This window comes from Escherichia sp. TW14182 (assembly GCF_000208525.1).
Classification (GTDB): Bacteria; Pseudomonadota; Gammaproteobacteria; order Enterobacterales; family Enterobacteriaceae; genus Escherichia; species Escherichia ruysiae.
Map to the genome: position 1 here is coordinate 1 of NZ_AEJZ01000117.1, position 16,114 is coordinate 16,114.

Annotated in this window: 12 protein-coding genes; 8 read left to right on the forward strand and 4 right to left on the reverse strand. The window is 51.6% G+C overall.

The window, feature by feature from the left end; all coding sequences use genetic code 11:
- Positions 1-264: 264 nt before the first annotated feature.
- On the reverse strand, positions 265-1,365 hold the full coding sequence (gene chaA / locus EQY_RS0110995) for a sodium-potassium/proton antiporter ChaA (protein WP_000180147.1): 1,101 nt from the start codon (positions 1,363-1,365) through the stop codon (positions 265-267).
- A gap of 268 nt (positions 1,366-1,633) precedes the next feature.
- Between chaA and chaB the strand changes: the two genes are divergently transcribed.
- Entirely contained in the window at positions 1,634-1,864 is a 231-nt protein-coding gene (gene chaB / locus EQY_RS0111000; RefSeq protein ID WP_001146436.1) for a putative cation transport regulator ChaB, read from the forward strand.
- A 157-nt stretch (positions 1,865-2,021) separates the two neighbouring features.
- Positions 2,022-2,717 carry a glutathione-specific gamma-glutamylcyclotransferase gene (chaC, locus tag EQY_RS0111005; protein ID WP_010351803.1) on the forward strand — a complete coding sequence of 232 codons (696 nt, stop codon included), beginning with the start codon at positions 2,022-2,024 and terminating at the stop codon, positions 2,715-2,717.
- A gap of 55 nt (positions 2,718-2,772) precedes the next feature.
- On the opposite strand, the gene ychN is transcribed toward chaC, so the two are convergent.
- Positions 2,773-3,126: a DsrE/F sulfur relay family protein YchN gene (gene ychN / locus EQY_RS0111010; protein WP_001169665.1), complete on the reverse strand. Its 354-nt coding sequence runs from the start codon at positions 3,124-3,126 to the stop codon at positions 2,773-2,775.
- 183 nt (positions 3,127-3,309) lie between these two features.
- Between ychN and EQY_RS0111015 the strand changes: the two genes are divergently transcribed.
- The gene (locus EQY_RS0111015; RefSeq protein ID WP_000087127.1) at positions 3,310-4,704 is read left to right on the forward strand and encodes a YchO/YchP family invasin; all 1,395 of its coding nucleotides are present in this window, start codon (positions 3,310-3,312) and stop codon (positions 4,702-4,704) included.
- On the opposite strand, the gene narL is transcribed toward EQY_RS0111015, so the two are convergent.
- On the reverse strand, positions 4,705-5,355 hold the full coding sequence (gene narL, locus EQY_RS0111020; RefSeq protein ID WP_000070495.1) for a two-component system response regulator NarL: 651 nt from the start codon (positions 5,353-5,355) through the stop codon (positions 4,705-4,707). It abuts the gene before it with no gap.
- The gene (gene narX / locus EQY_RS0111025) at positions 5,348-7,144 is read right to left on the reverse strand and encodes a nitrate/nitrite two-component system sensor histidine kinase NarX (protein ID WP_000918092.1); all 1,797 of its coding nucleotides are present in this window, start codon (positions 7,142-7,144) and stop codon (positions 5,348-5,350) included. Before narX ends, narL begins: the two co-directional genes overlap by 8 nt.
- A 338-nt stretch (positions 7,145-7,482) precedes the next feature.
- Here narX and narK point away from each other — a divergent pair, with 338 nt between their 5' ends.
- The 5 genes from narK to narI all read left to right on the forward strand — a co-directional run bounded on the left by narK (position 7,483) and on the right by narI (position 15,928).
- On the forward strand, positions 7,483-8,880 hold the full coding sequence (narK, locus tag EQY_RS0111035; protein ID WP_000019813.1) for a nitrate transporter NarK: 1,398 nt from the start codon (positions 7,483-7,485) through the stop codon (positions 8,878-8,880).
- A 385-nt stretch (positions 8,881-9,265) separates the two neighbouring features.
- Complete coding sequence (locus tag EQY_RS0111040) at positions 9,266-13,009, forward strand: nitrate reductase subunit alpha (protein WP_000032861.1); 3,744 nt, start codon at positions 9,266-9,268, stop codon at positions 13,007-13,009.
- Positions 13,006-14,544, forward strand: a complete 1,539-nt coding sequence (narH, locus tag EQY_RS0111045) for a nitrate reductase subunit beta (RefSeq protein WP_000702656.1) — start codon at positions 13,006-13,008, stop codon at positions 14,542-14,544. Before EQY_RS0111040 ends, narH begins: the two co-directional genes overlap by 4 nt.
- A complete protein-coding gene (gene narJ / locus EQY_RS0111050) occupies positions 14,541-15,251 on the forward strand; it encodes a nitrate reductase molybdenum cofactor assembly chaperone (protein ID WP_000571678.1) in 711 nt (236 codons plus the stop codon). Before narH ends, narJ begins: the two co-directional genes overlap by 4 nt.
- Positions 15,251-15,928, forward strand: coding sequence for a respiratory nitrate reductase subunit gamma (gene narI / locus EQY_RS0111055; protein ID WP_001160110.1), 678 nt, complete (start codon positions 15,251-15,253; stop codon positions 15,926-15,928). The genes narJ and narI overlap by 1 nt, the downstream gene beginning before the upstream one ends.
- The last annotated feature ends 186 nt before the right edge of the window (positions 15,929-16,114 follow it).

The window sequence follows — 16,114 nt, forward strand, 5'->3', positions numbered from 1 at the left end:
AAAGCCCCCGCAACATTGCGCCTCACCGGATAACGCCGGCTTGGTGTGGATACTACGTCTCAAGCCTTCTTTACTTCACCACTGAAACGTTCGTAATGAAGAGTACATTCCAGCTTTTCATCAACTGTTGCAGTGCTTTCTTGCATGTTGTGGTGCAGGCTCGCAATTATGTCTGACGAATTGTTCAGAATAACTGAAGAAAGGAACCGGGCAGGTATTTTTATTATCTCCCCCAGCTTCCGCCGCCAGGGGGAGATATCAATGTCAGGCAAATATTGTCATCAAATAGGCGGCAAAGAGAGCCAGATGTGCCGCGCCGTTGAGTACGTTAGTACGTCCGGTGGAGAAGGAGATATGGCACAGCACCAAAGAGGCTACCATCACCACCATTTCTGGCGCACCAAGCGCAAACTGCAATTCATTGCCTGTCATAAAGGCGATCAGCGTGACGACAGGTACGGTAAGTGAAATGGTTGCTAACACCGAACCAAAGAACAGATTCATCGCGCGCTGGACCTGGTTGTTTAATACCGCTTTTAACGCCCCTAAGCCTTCCGGCGAAAGAATCAATAGCGCCACCAGGAAACCGGTAAAGGCCACCGGAGCATTCATGCTGGTGAGCAGTGTTTCCAGCGGACTGGCGTTCATTTTGGTAACCGCTATCACCGCAATTAAATGGATAATCAACCAGACGGCATGCCACAGGCTGCTATGGGCAGACGGTTTACCATGGTGCGGATCGTCATCATCACTGTCATCTTCATGTTCATAGACAAACAGACTCTGATGCGTTTTGGTCTGAATTAGCAAAAATACGCCGTACATTGCTGCGGAAATTAATGCCACCAGCAACGCCTGACCAGTTGAAAAATTCGCCGCAGGCAGAGCCATCGGGAATACCAGCACAATAATTGCCAATGGAAACAGGGCGATTAAATACTGTTTAATACCAAACAGATTCATATATTGGGTGGCAAATTTGCGCCCGCCCAACAGTAATGAAAAACCAACCAGTCCACCAGTAACAATCATAATGATTGAATAGAGTGTATCTCGCATTAACGTCGGCGCCGCATCGCCGGTCGCCATTAAGGCTGATATCAAACTGACTTCAAGAATAACCACGGAAAGGCTAAGAATAAGAGAGCCATAAGGTTCCCCCAGTCGATGGGCTAATACGTCCGCATGACGGACAACACTAAAGGCGCTGCTTAAAATACCAATAAGCGCAAGAAGATTGATGCCTATGACCACTGGTAGTGTTTGACTGCTTCCCCACAGGAACAGCACTACCAGCGCCAGAACCGGGAAAATAAGCGAGGTCTCCTTGTGGCGGGTTTTTACCGCCTCGTGAGCATTTGTCATTATGGTTATCCTTTGCAGATGAATTTGTCGAAAATGTAATAAATAGGCAGAAAAAATAACAGAAAGTGTCTGGATATCGGTAACATTTTACGAAATTTTACCCCGCTGTCGCTTTTTTACTCTTTGGGGTATAAAAATAATCAACGTGTTTAGACAATGTTTGTATTAGCACCTCTTAAGAAGAGTCTGACGTGAAAAGTCTTATATGCTGGCAAGCGTGGATATTGTTGACCACACTTAAAGTTCACCTTTAAAAAAGGAGTCAACAATGCCGTATAAAACAAAAAGCGATCTGCCGGAAAATGTAAAACACGTTCTACCGTCCCATGCCCAGGATATCTATAAAGAGGCATTCAACAGCGCCTGGGATCAATATAAAGATAAAGAAGATCGGCGTGATGATGCCAGTCGGGAGGAGACAGCGCATAAAGTGGCCTGGGCAGCAGTGAAACATGAATATGCTAAAGGAAGTGATGATAAATGGCATAAAAAGTTATAACTCCCGGTGATGAGTTAAAGCTATTCGTGCGGCGTCGCCTTGCAAGTGGTCTGCAGATTGCATATTGTCCCGGTAATGGTTCCAAAATGAGCAGTAAAAATGTCTGGAAGACACCAAAAAGTTGTCGCAGGGAAGTATGCAGTGGCGGAGGTATAAGGTGATAACGCGGGATTTCTTGATGAATGCCGATTGTAAAACGGCATTTGGCACTATTGAAGAATCACTCTTATGGTCGGCAGAACAGCGGGCAGCATCGCTGGCAGCTACGCTGGCTTGTCGTCCTGATGAGGGGGCGGTGTGGATCTTCGGTTATGGATCGTTGATGTGGAATCCGGCGCTGGAGTTTATCGAGTCCTGTACCGGTACGCTGGTTGGGTGGCACCGGGCGTTCTGTCTGCGTCTGACCGCCGGAAGGGGGACGGCACACCAGCCGGGAAGAATGCTTGCTCTGAAAGAGGGCGGCCGCACCACGGGAGTGGCGTATCGCTTGCCGGAAGAGACGCTGGAGCAGGAACTGACCTTGCTGTGGAAGCGGGAGATGATTACCGGCTGCTACCTGCCAACCTGGTGTCAGCTTGATCTTGATGACGGGCGCACAGTCAACGCGCTGGTGTTTATTATGGACCCGCGCCATCCTGAATATGAGTCCGATACCCGAGCTCAGGTGATTGCTCCGTTGATTGCTGCGGCGAGTGGTCCACTTGGAACCAATGCGCAGTATTTATTTTCTCTGGAACAAGAGCTCAACAAACTGGGGATGCAGGATGACGGGCTGAATGATTTACTGGTGTCGGTGAAAAAACTGCTGGCGGAGAATTTCCCGGATGGTGTCTTACGGCCCGGTTTTGCCTGATGAAACTGTTATCACAGCGGGGCGTTTCTGTAACCTTGAGCGCCCCATACTGCAATTAAAACGTGAGCACTTTATCGGCAACCAGCGTCCATTGCGCCAGTTCGACCAGTGTGCCAATTTCAACTCCATCAATCAGCGGAAGTGGGCTGATACCGCGACCATCGGTGCAGGTTTTGCACAATTTCACAGGCACATTTTGTGCAGTGAGGATCTCGAGCATTTGCTGAATATTGTAGCCTTCCCCCGGTTTTTGTCCGCGTAATCCGGCAGTTACCGCATCAGACATCAGAAACAAACGCAGATCCAGGTTGCTCTCCTGTTCCCGTAGCGCAATGGCTAACCGCAGGCTGTTAAATAAGGATTCGCTCCCGTAGGGCGCGCCATTGGCAACGATCACGATTTTTTGCATTACTCACTCCTGTATTCAGATAATTAGATTTTCGACTTCTATCTTACTGCTTTTACGCTGTCTGACCAATTTGCCACATTTTTAGGATTTTCCATAAAGCATGAGAAAGTACGAGAAAAGTTACCAGTAATCGTTATTCTATAAAGTAATGGGTGTTCATTTTTACCGGAAATAACTGACGTTTTGAGCCGTATCGTCTCTCGTGTTACCCCACTTTATTTACTCTTGCTGCTGGCAGGCGGTATAGCTAGCGCACAGCCATCCGTTGAGCAGCAATCGGTAAATCCTTTTGATAACGATAAGGATGGTCTGCCGGACTTAGGAATGGCACCGGAAAATCATGACGGTGAAAAACACTTCGCCGAAATCGTGAAAGATTTTGGTGAAACCAGTATGACTGATAACGGTCAGGATACAGGCGAACAGGCAAAAGCCTTCGCGCTGGGAAAAGTCCGTGATGCGCTCAGTCAGCAGGTTAATCAACATGTGGAGTCCTGGCTTTCGCCGTGGGGGAACGCCAGTGTTGACGTTAAAGTGGATAACGAAGGGCATTTTACCGGCAGCCGGGGGAGCTGGTTTGTACCGTTGCAGGATAACGAGCGTTATCTTACATGGAGCCAACTTGGGCTCACCCAGCAGGACGATGGTCTGGTAAGTAACCTTGGCATTGGTCAACGCTGGAGGCATGGCACATGGTTGATGGGATACAACACGTTTTATGACAACTTGTTAGATGAAAATCTTCAGCGGGCAGGGTTTGGCGCTGAAGCATGGGGAGAATATCTACGCTTGTCGGCAAATTATTACCAGCCTTTTGCCTCATGGCATGAACAGACTGCCTCGCTCGAGCAGCGTATGGCGCGTGGTTATGATCTGACTGCCCGGATGCGAATGCCGTTTTACCAGCATCTCAACACCAGTGTCAGCCTCGAACAATATTTTGGTCAGCGTGTCGATCTGTTTAATTCTGGTACGGGTTATCATAATCCTGTCGCCATGAGTCTGGGGCTTAATTACACCCCTGTTCCACTCGTTACTATGACCGCTCAGCATAAACAAGGCGAAAGTGGAGAAAGCCAAAATAATCTCGGGCTGAATATTAACTACCGCTTTGGGGTGCCACTAAACAAACAACTTTCTGCCGGCGAAGTTGCTGAGAGTCAGTCGTTGCGCGGCAGTCGCTATGACAATCCGCAGCGGAATAATCTGCCGGTCATTGAGTATCATCAGCGTAAAACCTTAACGGTATTTCTGGCGACGCCCCCCTGGGATCTTAAACCTGGTGAAACGGTGCCGCTGAAATTACAAATCCACAGTCGTTACGGTATTCGACAATTGATCTGGCAAGGGGATACACAGATGTTAAGTCTGACATCGGGAGCCACAGCCAATAGTGCGGATGGCTGGACGCTGATCGTGCCGGACTGGCAAAGTGGAGAAGAGGCGACCAATCGATGGCGCTTGTCGGTGGTGGTGGAAGATAACCAGGGACAGCGTGTCTCTTCCAATGAGATCACGCTAACGCTTGCCGAACCTTTCGATGAAATGGCAAAGGACGAACTGCGCTGGGAACCATAATCAGAAAATACGTTCCTGATGCACCCATACTGCGGCTTCCACACGAGATTTAAGCTTCATTTTTTTCAGCATGTGCTTCACGTGCACTTTGACCGTGCTTTCAGTGATGTCCAGGCGACGGGCGATCATCTTATTCGGTAAGCCCTGAGCAATCAGTTTCAGAATATCGCGCTCGCGCGGCGTTAACTGGTTGACGTCGCGTTCAGTCGTGGCGCGGTTAGCACGCAGGCTGGCGGCCAGAACAGGGGTTAACGCCTCGCTTAATACCATTTCGCCAGCTGCAGCCTGGTGCAACGCTTTTAACAGATCTTCCGGCTCCATATCTTTTAACAGATAACCATCTGCGCCGCGTTTCAGCGCGGTGACGACGTCCTCTTCATGATTAGAGACGCTGAATACCACAATGCGACCGGATAAAGATTTTTCGCGCAGTTTATCCAGCGTTTCCAGACCGTTCATGCCGGGCATATTCAGATCAAGCAGAATCAGATCAGGATCGAGAGATTCCGCAAGTAAAATACCCTGCTCGCCATTGCTCGCTTCGCCAACCACAGTGATATCGGGGGCCATGCTGATAAGCTGTTTTACGCCAGTTCGCAGCATCGGGTGATCGTCGATCAGCAGGATAGTAGCCGGTTCCTGATTACTCATGGATATCTCCTTGGACGTCTGTGAAAGTTTTTTCGGGAATAAAAGTGACCACCACTTCGGTGCCACCTGATTCACGACGGCGGACGCGACAGTCGCCACGCAGACTTTGCGCACGGTCACGCATAATTATCATGCCGTAGTGATTGCTGCGGATGGCATTTTCAGGCACCCCGCAGCCGTTATCCTGGACGGTCAGTTTGACCTGATTATCGTTTTGCGCCACCGTCACAACGACCTCGCTCGCTTGCGAATGTTTGAGGGCGTTACTTAATGCCTCACGGGCAATTTGCAACAGATGGATTGCCTGATGCGAGGGCACCAGACGCGGTGGCAACTGGTAATCCAGCTTCACCGGGAAGCCAAATTTGGCGCTGTACTCTTCACAACTTGCCTCCAGTGCCGGGCGTAATCCCGGTTCTGTGAGCTGCAAACGGAATGTGGTGAGCAACTCACGCAACTGCGCCCATGACGCATTCAGTTCGTTACGGATCTGGCTTAACAGTTCGCGGCTGCTTTCTGGCAGTGCGTCGCCTTGCATCTGTAAACAACTCACCTGCATCTTCATACAAGAGAGAGATTGGGCAATAGAATCATGTAGTTCGCGCGCAATGGTGGCACGCTCTTCCATCACGATCAACTGCTGCTGGCGTTCCTGATGGCGATCCAACGCCAGAGTGGCGGTTAATTGTTCAACCAGCGTATCCACCAGTTGCTGTTGATCATGGCTCAGATGGCGCCCCTGAGGCAGGGTCGCCAGCAAAATGCCGTACTGCATATGGGAATCTGCCAGTCGCCATTTCAGGGTAGTGCCGCGATCACCAACGGGTAATACCCCGCGCGGGCAGAGTTGGCAGCCTTTGTCGTCGCAGGTCATATCCGGCTGGCAGGTGAACTCCTGATGATTCTCTTCATCTTCAGTGTCATATACACGCAGTTCGATATCACGCAGCAGGGTTAAATTTTGCAATCCGTTGAGTACAGGTGACAGGCGTTCACACAGTGGGGCGCGAGAATGCAAACGACGGTTAGCCTGCCACAAAAACGAGAGTATTTGATTTTTATGCTCCAGCCCGGCGGTTTTCTCCTGTACCCGATGCTCAAGTACGGCATAACTTTCGGCCAGTTCTGCAGACATATTGTTCAATGCAGTTCCAAGCATCGCCATTTCGTTGCGCCCGCTGATATTCGCCCGCTGGGTAAAATCGCGATGGCTGACGGCACTCGCCATCGCCAGCAATTGCCGCCACGGCTGTAGCAGCCGTGCCCGCAGCCATATGATGGTAAATACCAGCAGAAGTGCCATAAACACAGCCATCACCCGATGAACCAGTACGACCGTCTCAATGCGCATTTCTGTGGTGCGGTCAAAACCAGACACCAACTGATCAAGCCCGGCGACAAACTGGCTGACGTCAGCCGACACCGTTTCGCGGCTTTGTGCGTGTAGCAGCGCAGGAATCAGCTCATGGCGCCAGTAATCCTGCAAACCCTGTAATTGCGCCAGTTGCCCGTCTCGTTCTGCTGCTCGAGTTAATTCGGTGCTAAATGCCGTTTGTTCCATCTCTTTGATTAAGGGCTTGTCTTTCTCGCTTAATGGTACTGCCGCCAGTAGCCGGTAAGTTTGCATACGCAGCGATCCCGCTTTGTTAATAGCATGGGCGCTGCCCTGAACGCCTTGTACCAGCCAGCCAGAAACCGCCATCCCCGCCAGTCCAATAGCGGTAGAAAGCAAAACAATAAGCGCAACCTGATTAACCAGGGTGAGCGGAGAGAGACAACGTTTAAGCATGTAAACCTCTTCCTTCAGGCTTTGAATGAGCAATAACCTTAATGAATGTGACGATACATTCTGGAATGGCGTTATTCTCGGCTATTGGCTGAAGTATACCCATACCTGGAAAGAGTTACTCCTTATTTGCCGTGTGGTTAGTCGATTTACATCAGTAAGGGTAGGGATTTTACAGTACTGTGAAAAATCTCATAATTTTTATGAAATCTCCGTACTCACTATGGGTAATCATAAATATCAATGATAGATAAAGTTATCTTATCGTTTGATTTACATCAAATTACCTTTGGCTACAGACACTAAGGTGGCAGACATCGAAACGAGTATCAGAGGTGTCTATGAGTCACTCATCCGCCCCCGAAAGGGCTACTGGAGCTGTCATTACTGATTGGCGACCGGAAGATCCTGCGTTCTGGCAACAGCGCGGCCAGCGTATAGCCAGCCGCAATCTGTGGATTTCCGTTCCCTGTCTGCTACTGGCGTTTTGTGTATGGATGTTATTCAGTGCCGTCGCGGTAAATTTACCGAAAGTCGGCTTTAATTTTACGACCGATCAGCTGTTTCTTTTGACCGCACTACCTTCGGTTTCTGGCGCATTATTGCGTGTGCCATACTCCTTTATGGTTCCAATCTTCGGTGGTCGTCGCTGGACGGCGTTCAGCACCGGCATTCTCATTATTCCTTGCGTCTGGCTGGGTTTTGCCGTGCAGGATACCACTACGCCATACAGCGTATTCATCATCATTTCTCTGCTGTGCGGCTTTGCTGGCGCGAACTTCGCATCCAGTATGGCAAACATTAGCTTCTTCTTTCCCAAGCAGAAGCAGGGTGGTGCACTGGGGCTGAATGGTGGTCTGGGCAACATGGGCGTTAGCGTCATGCAGCTGGTTGCTCCGCTGGTGGTATCACTGTCAATTTTTGCTGCATTTGGCAGCCAGGGCGTAACACAGCCGGATGGCACCGAGCTGTATCTGGCTAACGCGTCCTGGGTATGGGTGCCGTTCCTCGCCATCTTCACCATTGCAGCATGGTTTGGCATGAACGACCTTGCTACCTCGAAAGCCTCTATCAAGGAGCAGTTGCCAGTACTCAAACGGGGTCATCTGTGGATTATGAGCCTGCTGTATCTGGCAACCTTCGGTTCCTTCATCGGTTTCTCTGCGGGTTTTGCCATGCTGTCAAAAACGCAGTTCCCGGATGTACAGATCCTGCACTATGCCTTCTTTGGGCCGTTTATTGGCGCACTGGCGCGTTCTGCGGGGGGAGCATTGTCCGACCGTCTCGGCGGTACTCGGGTCACGCTGGTGAACTTCGTGCTGATGGCGATTTTCAGTGGCCTGCTGTTCCTCACCTTACCGACTGACGGGCAAGGCGGAAACTTCATGGCATTCTTTGCGGTCTTCCTGGCGCTGTTCCTGACGGCGGGGCTGGGTAGTGGCTCCACCTTCCAGATGATTTCCGTGATCTTCCGTAAACTGACGATGGATCGCGTGAAAGCAGAAGGCGGTTCTGACGAACGTGCCATGCGTGAAGCGGCAACCGACACTGCGGCGGCGCTGGGCTTCATCTCCGCGATTGGCGCTATCGGTGGCTTCTTTATCCCGAAAGCGTTCGGTAGCTCACTGGCATTAACAGGGTCGCCAGTCGGTGCAATGAAAGTATTTTTGATTTTCTATATCGCCTGCGTAGTAATTACCTGGGCGGTATATGGTCGGCATTCTAAAAATAAATCGTAATATTTGATTATCCTTTGCGCGGCATAATGTCGCGCTTTTTTTATTTGTCATTTAGTTACAACATACTTATAGGGAGATGATTATTTCAACGGCGTCAATTAAGCACCATTAATATGTCATCCATGGGGGATACTCCTTAATAACCATCTGTATAAAAATCCGAAGTGATTAAATGACATTGGATGTAAAAAACATTAATTTACAATAAGTTGGATAATAAATATTAATTACCCCAAAGAGGTATATTAGGAATTTACTTTATTTTTCATCCCCACCACTCTTGATCGTTATCAATTCCCACGACGTTTCAGAGCGTTACCTTCGTTTTAAACATTAGCAATGTCGATTTATCAGAGAGCCGACAGGCTCCCACAGGAGAAAACCGATGAGTAAATTCCTGGACCGGTTTCGCTACTTCAAACAGAAGGGTGATACCTTTGCCGATGGGCATGGCCAGCTTCTCGATACCAACCGTGACTGGGAGGATGGATATCGCCAGCGTTGGCAGCATGACAAAATTGTCCGCTCTACCCACGGGGTAAACTGCACCGGCTCCTGCAGCTGGAAAATCTACGTTAAAAACGGTCTGGTGACCTGGGAAACCCAGCAGACTGACTATCCGCGTACTCGTCCGGATCTGCCAAACCATGAACCTCGCGGCTGCCCGCGCGGTGCCAGCTACTCCTGGTATCTCTATAGCGCCAACCGTCTGAAATACCCGATGATGCGCAAACGCCTGATGAAAATGTGGCGTGAAGCGAAGGCGCAGCATAGCGATCCGGTTGAGGCATGGGCTTCTATTATCGAAGACGCCGATAAAGCGAAAAGCTTTAAGCAGGCGCGTGGACGCGGTGGTTTTGTTCGTTCTTCCTGGCAGGAAGTGAACGAACTGATCGCCGCGTCTAACGTTTACACCATCAAAAACTACGGCCCGGATCGTGTCGCTGGCTTCTCGCCAATTCCGGCAATGTCGATGGTTTCTTACGCATCAGGTGCTCGCTATCTTTCGCTGATTGGCGGTACTTGCTTAAGCTTCTACGACTGGTACTGCGACCTGCCTCCTGCGTCTCCGCAAACCTGGGGCGAGCAAACTGACGTACCGGAATCCGCTGACTGGTACAACTCCAGCTATATCATCGCCTGGGGCTCTAACGTTCCGCAGACCCGTACCCCGGACGCTCACTTCTTTACCGAAGTGCGTTACAAAGGCACCAAAACCGTTGCCGTCACGCCGGACTATGCTGAAATCGCCAAACTGTGCGATCTGTGGCTGGCACCGAAACAGGGCACCGACGCAGCAATGGCGCTGGCAATGGGTCACGTGATGCTGCGTGAATTCCATCTCGATAACCCAAGCCAGTATTTCACCGATTATGTGCGTCGCTACACCGACATGCCGATGCTGGTAATGCTGGAAGAGCGCGACGGTTATTACGCTGCGGGTCGTATGCTGCGTGCCGCCGATCTGGTTGATTCGCTGGGTCAGGAAAACAACCCGGAATGGAAAACCGTCGCCTTTAATACGCAAGGTGAAATGGTTGCGCCGAACGGTTCTATTGGCTTCCGTTGGGGCGAGAAGGGCAAATGGAATCTGGAGCAGCGCGACGGCAAAACCGGCGAAGAAACCGAGCTGCAACTGAGTCTGCTGGGTAGTCAGGATGAGATTGCCGAAGTGGGCTTCCCGTACTTTGGCGGCGACGGCACGGAACACTTCAACAAAGTGGAGCTGGAAAACATTCTGCTGCACAAGCTGCCGGTAAAACGCCTGCAACTGGCTGATGGCAGCACCGCACTGGTGACCACCGTTTATGATTTGACGCTGGCAAACTACGGCCTGGAGCGTGGTCTGAACGACGTTAACTGCGCAACCAGCTATGACGACGTGAAAGCCTACACCCCGGCCTGGGCCGAGCAGATCACCGGTGTTTCTCGTAGCCAGATTATCCGCATTGCCCGTGAATTTGCCGACAACGCTGATAAGACGCACGGTCGTTCAATGATCATTGTTGGTGCCGGTCTGAACCACTGGTATCACCTCGATATGAACTATCGCGGTCTGATCAACATGCTGATTTTCTGCGGCTGCGTTGGTCAGAGCGGTGGCGGTTGGGCACACTACGTAGGTCAGGAAAAACTGCGTCCGCAAACTGGCTGGCAGCCGCTGGCATTTGCTCTCGACTGGCAGCGTCCGGCGCGTCACATGAACAGCACCTCTTACTTCTATAACCACTCCAGCCAGTGGCGTTATGAAACCGTGACTGCGGAAGAACTGCTGTCGCCGATGGCGGATAAATCCCGTTATACCGGACACCTGATCGACTTCAACGTTCGTGCAGAACGTATGGGCTGGCTGCCCTCTGCACCGCAGTTAGGCACTAACCCGCTGACTATTGCTCGCGAAGCAGAAAAAGCGGGCATGAATCCGGTGGACTATACGGTGAAATCCCTGAAAGAGGGTTCAATCCGTTTTGCTGCGGAACAGCCGGAAAACGGCAAAAACCATCCGCGTAACCTGTTTATCTGGCGTTCTAACCTGCTGGGCTCTTCCGGTAAAGGTCATGAGTTTATGCTCAAGTACCTGCTGGGGACGGAACACGGTATCCAGGGTAAAGATCTGGGGCAGCAGGGCGGCGTGAAACCGGAAGAAGTGGACTGGCAGGATAACGGTCTGGAAGGCAAGCTGGATCTGGTGGTGACGCTGGACTTCCGTCTGTCGAGCACCTGTCTCTATTCCGACATCATTTTGCCGACGGCGACCTGGTACGAAAAAGACGACATGAATACTTCGGATATGCATCCGTTTATTCACCCGCTGTCTGCGGCGGTCGATCCGGCCTGGGAAGCGAAAAGCGACTGGGAAATCTACAAAGCCATCGCGAAAAAATTCTCCGAAGTGTGCGTCGGTCATCTGGGTAAAGAAACCGACATCGTTACGCTGCCAATCCAGCACGACTCCGCCGCCGAACTGGCGCAGCCGCTGGATGTGAAAGACTGGAAAAAAGGCGAATGCGATCTGATCCCAGGTAAAACCGCACCGCATATTATGGTGGTTGAGCGTGATTATCCGGCCACTTACGAACGCTTTACCTCTATTGGCCCGCTGATGGAGAAAATCGGTAACGGCGGTAAAGGGATTGCCTGGAACACCCAGAGTGAGATGGATCTGCTGCGTAAGCTCAACTACACCAAGGCTGAAGGCCCGGCGAAAGGCCAGCCAATGCTCAACACCGCAATTGATGCGGCAGAGATGATCCTGACGCTGGCACCGGAAACCAACGGTCAGGTAGCCGTGAAAGCCTGGGCGGCACTGAGCGAGTTTACCGGTCGTGACCATACGCATCTGGCGCTGAATAAAGAAGACGAGAAGATCCGCTTCCGTGATATTCAGGCACAGCCGCGCAAAATTATCTCCAGCCCGACCTGGTCTGGTCTGGAAGATGAACACGTTTCTTACAACGCCGGTTACACCAACGTTCACGAGCTAATTCCGTGGCGCACGCTCTCTGGTCGTCAGCAGCTGTATCAGGATCATCAGTGGATGCGTGATTTCGGTGAAAGCCTGCTGGTTTATCGTCCGCCGATCGATACCCGTTCGGTGAAAGAAGTGATGGGACAGAAATCCAACGGTAACCCGGAAAAAGCCCTGAACTTCCTGACGCCGCACCAGAAGTGGGGTATCCATTCCACTTACAGCGACAACCTGCTGATGCTGACTTTAGGTCGCGGTGGTCCGGTGGTCTGGCTGAGCGAAGCCGATGCTAAAGATTTGGGTATTGCCGACAACGACTGGATTGAAGTCTTCAACAGCAATGGTGCGCTGACTGCCCGTGCGGTTGTCAGCCAGCGTGTTCCGGCTGGGATGACCATGATGTACCACGCGCAGGAACGTATCGTTAACCTGCCGGGTTCGGAAATCACGCAGCAGCGCGGGGGGATTCATAACTCGGTCACCCGTATCACGCCGAAACCGACGCATATGATCGGTGGCTATGCCCATCTGGCATACGGCTTTAACTACTACGGCACCGTAGGTTCTAACCGCGATGAGTTTGTTGTAGTGCGTAAGATGAAGAACATTGACTGGTTAGATGGCGAAGGCAATGACCAGGTACAGGAGAGCGTAAAATGAAAATTCGTTCACAAGTCGGCATGGTGCTGAATCTCGATAAGTGCATCGGCTGCCACACCTGTTCAGTTACCTGTAAAAACGTCTGGACCAGCCGCGAAGGCGTTGAGTACGCGTGGTTCAACAACGTTGAAACCAAGCCGGGTCAGGGGTTCCCGACCGACTGGGAAAACCAGGAAAAATACAAAGGCGGTTGGATCCGTAAAATCAACGGCAAACTGCAACCGCGTATGGGTAACCGCGCGATGCTGCTGGGTAAAATCTTCGCCAACCCGCATTTGCCGGGGATCGACGATTATTACGAGCCGTTCGATTTTGATTATCAGAACCTGCATACCGCGCCGGAAGGCAGCAAATCGCAGCCTATTGCCCGTCCGCGTTCGCTGATTACTGGCGAACGGATGGCGAAAATCGAAAAAGGGCCGAACTGGGAAGATGACCTGGGCGGCGAGTTTGACAAACTGGCGAAAGACAAGAACTTCGACAACATCCAGAAGGCGATGTATAGCCAGTTCGAAAACACCTTCATGATGTATTTGCCGCGTCTGTGCGAACACTGCCTCAACCCGGCATGTGTGGCGACCTGTCCGAGCGGGGCTATCTACAAACGTGAAGAAGATGGCATCGTACTGATCGATCAGGATAAATGCCGTGGCTGGCGTATGTGCATCACCGGATGCCCGTACAAAAAAATCTACTTCAACTGGAAGAGCGGTAAATCTGAGAAGTGCATCTTCTGCTATCCGCGTATTGAAGCCGGTCAGCCGACGGTGTGCTCAGAAACCTGTGTGGGTCGTATCCGTTATCTTGGCGTGCTGTTGTACGATGCCGACGCTATTGAACGTGCAGCCAGCACCGAGAACGAGAAAGATCTCTACCAGCGTCAGCTGGAAGTGTTCCTCGATCCGAACGATCCGAAAGTCATCGAGCAAGCGATTAAAGACGGTATTCCGCTGAGCGTTATTGAAGCCGCACAACAGTCGCCGGTGTATAAAATGGCGATGGAATGGAAACTGGCGCTGCCGCTGCATCCGGAATATCGCACATTGCCGATGGTCTGGTACGTGCCGCCTCTGTCACCGATTCAGTCTGCGGCAGACGCGGGCGAACTGGGCAACAACGGCATTTTGCCAGACGTAGAAAGCCTGCGTATCCCGGTTCAGTACCTGGCGAATCTGCTGACCGCCGGTGATACCCAACCGGTACTGCTCGCGTTGAAACGTATGCTGGCAATGCGTCATTACAAACGAGCTGAAACCGTTGACGGTAAAGTTGATACCCGTGCGCTGGAAGAGGTCGGCCTGACCGAAGCCCAGGCACAGGAGATGTACCGTTATCTGGCGATTGCAAACTATGAAGATCGCTTTGTGGTGCCGAGCAGCCATCGTGAACTGGCGCGGGAAGCCTTCCCGGAGAAAAATGGTTGCGGCTTTACCTTTGGTGACGGCTGCCACGGTTCAGATACCAAATTCAATCTGTTCAACAGCCGTCGTATCGATGCCATCGACGTGACCAGTAAAACGGAGCCGCATCCATGATTGAACTCGTGATTGTATCGCGTCTCCTTGAATATCCGGATGCTGCCTTATGGCAGCATCAACAAGAGATGTTTGAGGCGATTGCCGCGTCGGAAAATCTGTCAAAAGAGGATGCCCATGCGCTGGGCATTTTCCTGCGCGATTTAACTGCGATGGATCCGCTGGACGCTCAGGCGCAGTACAGCGAACTGTTCGACCGTGGTCGTGCCACGTCGCTGTTACTGTTTGAACATGTGCACGGCGAATCCCGCGATCGTGGTCAGGCGATGGTGGATTTGCTGGCGCAGTACGAGCAGCACGGCTTGCAGTTAAACAGTCGTGAACTGCCGGATCATCTGCCGCTGTATCTGGAGTACCTGGCGCAGCTGCCGCAAAGCGAAGCCGTGGAAGGTTTGAAAGATATCGCGCCGATTCTGGCGTTGCTAAGTGCTCGTCTGCAACAGCGTGAAAGCCGTTATGCAGTGCTGTTTGATCTGCTGCTGAAACTGGCGAATACCGCTATCGACAGCGACAAAGTGGCGGAAAAAATTGCCGATGAAGCGCGCGATGATACGCCGCAGGCGCTGGATGCTGTCTGGGAAGAAGAGCAGGTTAAATTCTTTGCTGACAAAGGCTGCGGTGATTCGGCAATCACTGCTCATCAGCGTCGCTTTGCCGGTGCCGTCGCGCCGCAATATCTGAATATCACCACCGGAGGACAGCACTAATGCAATTCCTGAATATGTTCTTCTTTGATATCTACCCGTACATTGCCGGGGCGGTCTTCCTGATTGGTAGCTGGCTGCGCTATGACTACGGGCAGTACACCTGGCGCGCGGCGTCCAGCCAGATGCTGGATCGCAAAGGGATGAACCTTGCGTCTAACCTGTTCCATATCGGAATTCTGGGGATTTTTGTCGGTCACTTCTTCGGTATGCTGACGCCGCACTGGATGTATGAAGCGTGGTTGCCGATTGAAGTGAAACAGAAAATGGCGATGTTTGCTGGTGGTGCCAGCGGCGTGCTGTGCCTGATTGGCGGTGTGCTGTTGCTAAAACGCCGCCTGTTCAGCCCGCGCGTGCGTGCAACGACTACCGGAGCGGATATCCTGATCTTGTCGCTGCTCGTTATCCAGTGTGCGCTGGGGCTGCTGACCATTCCGTTCTCCGCCCAGCATATGGACGGCAGCGAGATGATGAAACTGGTTGGCTGGGCGCAGTCGGTAGTGACCTTCCACGGTGGCGCTTCTCAGCACCTTGATGGTGTCGCGTTTATTTTCCGTTTGCATCTGGTGCTGGGGATGACGTTATTCCTGCTGTTCCCGTTCTCGCGTCTGGTGCACATCTGGAGCGTGCCGGTGGAGTATCTGACACGGAAATATCAGCTGGTGCGTGCTCGCCACTAAGCGAAATTTAGTTCACATAGACCCTGCTTCGGCGGGGTTTTTTGTTTTGTGTAAAAGTGTGCAGACCTAAAAACAGGCATGACGAATTCTGTGTGACAACAAGAAATAAATGGTTAGTAAATTGGTTTAGAAGAGTATTTTCAGGAAGTAATGGTGGTGGGGGAAGGATTATTCGTCGCTTCGCTC